Origin of the sequence: Aneurinibacillus sp. UBA3580, from assembly GCF_002375825.1 — a bacterium.
Taxonomy (GTDB): Bacteria; Bacillota; Bacilli; order Aneurinibacillales; family Aneurinibacillaceae; genus Aneurinibacillus; species Aneurinibacillus danicus.
Window position 1 is genome coordinate 1 of record NZ_DFMZ01000053.1, and the last position, 3285, is coordinate 3285.

At 47.9% G+C, this 3285-nt stretch carries 4 protein-coding genes; 3 read left to right on the forward strand and 1 reads right to left on the reverse strand.

What is annotated here, in order from left to right; all coding sequences use genetic code 11:
* Positions 1 to 39 precede the first annotated feature (39 nt).
* Positions 40 to 558 carry a YhcN/YlaJ family sporulation lipoprotein gene (locus tag B2899_RS08685; RefSeq protein WP_286885119.1) on the reverse strand — a complete coding sequence of 173 codons (519 nt, stop codon included), beginning with the start codon at positions 556 to 558 and terminating at the stop codon, positions 40 to 42.
* Positions 559 to 825: 267 nt separating this feature from the next.
* Here B2899_RS08685 and B2899_RS08690 point away from each other — a divergent pair, with 267 nt between their 5' ends.
* From B2899_RS08690 to B2899_RS08700, 3 genes are all read left to right on the forward strand, one after another.
* The gene (locus tag B2899_RS08690) at positions 826 to 2160 is read left to right on the forward strand and encodes a PhoH family protein (RefSeq protein ID WP_286885122.1); all 1335 of its coding nucleotides are present in this window, start codon (positions 826 to 828) and stop codon (positions 2158 to 2160) included.
* Between the two features lie 103 nt (positions 2161 to 2263).
* Positions 2264 to 2887, forward strand: a complete 624-nt coding sequence (locus B2899_RS08695; protein WP_286885124.1) for an MBL fold metallo-hydrolase — start codon at positions 2264 to 2266, stop codon at positions 2885 to 2887.
* A gap of 151 nt (positions 2888 to 3038) precedes the next feature.
* Positions 3039 to 3224, forward strand: a complete 186-nt coding sequence (locus tag B2899_RS08700; protein WP_146808063.1) for a cbb3-type cytochrome oxidase assembly protein — start codon at positions 3039 to 3041, stop codon at positions 3222 to 3224.
* Positions 3225 to 3285 lie beyond the last annotated feature (61 nt).

Sequence of the window (3285 nt, forward strand, 5' to 3'; positions counted from 1 at the left end):
AACGCCCGCGCGTTTTTCTTATCTGTTTTTATGTGTATGTTACCGGCCTTGCGTAGTTGGCCGTTGATTTCGTACAGGTTCCTGATGGGGAGCCTGCGGAACAAGGCGGCCTGCAATGTCAGCCAACTCTTCGGCGAATCCGGCTACAGGCCGGCCACGGCGAATATCTTCGTTCATTTCCCGGAGCCGCTGTACGATATCGGGATCGGCGGTTACCAGGGCACGGGCACCCTGCGGATCTTTTCGCATCGCTTCAGCCACAGAATATTTAATGGTGCCTACGCGTGCACGGTCAAGCTTTGCGTCAACATTAATGCCGACAATGGCGACCTTGCCGAAAACAACGGCGGTTGCTCCCCTTACATGAGGGACCTCCGCAGCCAGTCTGGCCAACCTATCGGCGGTCGCCTGTGCGTTCTGCGGCTGCACCGATTCTGGTGCTGTTTGTTTCACGCGTTGTACTTCCGTTTTTCCCTGGGCCTCGGGTTTGGCCGGCGTATTCGGGCCACATCCGGCAAGCATGAGGACGGCAAGCAGTGATAGTGTGCGTTTCTTCATTCTGTCACATCCTTTCTCGTATCAACTGCACATTCTTTACCCGTAGTGTTGCGCAAAAGGAGGGAAGGCATACGTGATTTTTTCTTCTAGAATATTTTTTGTAACATACACTAACAACAAACCTCCATAAACCATAAAGTAAAGTAAAGCGAACGTATTGCCGATCATCCTTTATCCGCACCTCCGTAAGTTGCAAGCTTCGGCAAACGCTTTAGCGCGATTGCCGTTAGGATAAGCATCCATATACATTGCCCGGGAGGCGAGACATTGAAAAAAATCTATGTCTTAGATACGAATGTGCTGCTGCAGGATCCGCTGGCGATTTTCTCATTTCAAGATAATGATGTGGTATTGCCGGCTGTTGTGCTTGAGGAAGTGGATTCAAAAAAACGTTTGATGGATGAAATTGGAAGGAATGCGCGTCATGCGGCCAGGCTGCTAGACGGATTGCGTGCCAAAGGACATCTGCACCATGGGGTGGAGTTAGATAGTGGAGGACGGCTGCGCGTCGAGTTGAATCACCGGTCGTTCGCGCGCATGCAGGAGCTGTTTCATGATATGACGAATGATAATCGCATTCTCGCGGTTGCCATGAATCTGCATACAGAAGAGCAGCAGAAAGAATCGCCGCGCGCCGTCATCCTTGTTTCAAAAGATGCGCTTCTGCGCGTGAAAGCGGACGCAATCGGACTTGCGGCGGAAGATTTCCTGTCCGACCGCGTCGTGCACGAGTTCTCCAATCTCTATAAAGGATATGCAACCATCCAGGTTCCGTTTGATACAATTCAAAAATTTTATGGTGCAGGGCCGTTCGAACTAAAGAACTTCCTGCCCAACCGAACGTTTTTGCCGAATGAATTTCTCATTTTAAAAGACGAGCTTGGGTCGTCTGCCTCGGCGATAGGCAGGATAAGCGGGAATGGAAAGCATTTGCTTCCGCTTATGTTTGGTGATGAAATTGTCTGGGGGGTAAAAGCGCGTAATGCCCAGCAAAAAATGGCAATGGAGCTTCTGCTTAATAAGGACATTCCGCTTGTCACCCTGACAGGAAAAGCGGGGACAGGCAAAACGCTGCTGTCGCTTGCCGCCGGTTTGATGCAGACAGAAGATGAGCATGCATACAAAAAGCTGTTGGTGGCACGTCCGATTGTGCCGTTGGGCAAAGACATTGGATATTTGCCAGGGGAGAAAGAAGAGAAATTGCGCCCCTGGATGCAGCCGATTTACGACAATTTGGAATATCTATTTAATACAAAGCAATCCAGGGATTTGGATAAAATTTTGGCCGGCCTGGGCAGCATTCAAGTCGAAGCGCTGACATATATTCGTGGAAGAAGCATCCCTGAGCAATTCATTATTATCGATGAGGCGCAAAATTTAACAAAGCATGAAGTAAAGACCATTCTGACGAGGGTTGGTGAAAACAGCAAAATTATTCTGATGGGAGACCCGCAGCAGATTGACCATCCGTATCTCGATGAGGTCAACAATGGATTAACCTATGTGGTTGAGATATTTAAGAACGAAAAAATGTCAGGCCATATTACGCTTCAGAAAGGCGAACGTTCATCGCTGGCGCAATTGGCCGCCGACTTATTATAAGAAACGCAAATAGAAAGCTCCGCTATATGGGTGGAGCTTTTCATTTTCGTTTTATAGGGAATGATGGTACACTAAGGAAAACACGACATAGGAGGCGAGGCAGGTGCGTATTCATACTTTTCCCCTAGGACCGTTGCAGACAAATTGCTATATTGTTACGAATGAAGAAACGAAAGAAGCTGTTATTATTGATGCGGGCATGCATCCAGGTGAGTTGTTGAGACAGGCGGCAAACTATCAGGTGCGTGCGATTTTGCTGACGCATGCACACTTTGATCATATGGGAGGATTGGATCAAATCCGGAAGAAAACCGGTGCTCCGGTTTATATTCATCATAGCGAGCAGGAGTGGTTGACCAATCCTGATCTAAATGGTTCTTCCCGCTGGCCGATGATTGGCGGGGCGATGACAACCGAGCGTGCCGAATACGAAATAAAAGAAGGAGATGTGCTTGTCCTTGCAGGCTTAAACATCCGGGTTCTAGAGACGCCGGGGCACACACCGGGCGGCGTGTCGTTTTTGATTGATAATGAATTGTTCAGCGGAGATACGCTGTTTGCCCATTCGATCGGCCGGACCGATTTGCCGGGCGGCAACTATGAGCAGTTGATTCAAAGTATTCAGGATAAATTAATGCCTCTACCGGAAGACACACGCGTCTATCCGGGGCACGGACCGGATACGACAATCGGATTCGAAAAGCTGCACAATCCGTTTATTGCCTAAACATTGCGGTAATACTAAGTTTGTCACATTTTTTTCACACCGTGGGGAGATAAAAGCAACACGCAACTTAAAAAGGTTGTTAAACTAAGAAGTAGAATCTAACGCGAATAGGGTGTTTTGTTTTACTTTTACGAAAAGGGATGATGAATCAATGCTTTTTGGATATTCCATCGGAACATGGATGCTTCTTACGATCATGATTTGTTTCTCCGGTTCGGCGCTGCTCATCTGGTATGCTGCAAAATCCAGCGGGCAATTTGACGATGTGGAAGGCGTAAAGTATCGGATGCTTGAAGAAGAATCCGCGGTTGATGTACCGATTGATGCCAAGAGATAAGAGAAAGCATACTCGTTCGGAGTATGCTTTTTTATCATTCGTTTTCTGTGAAAATCATGAG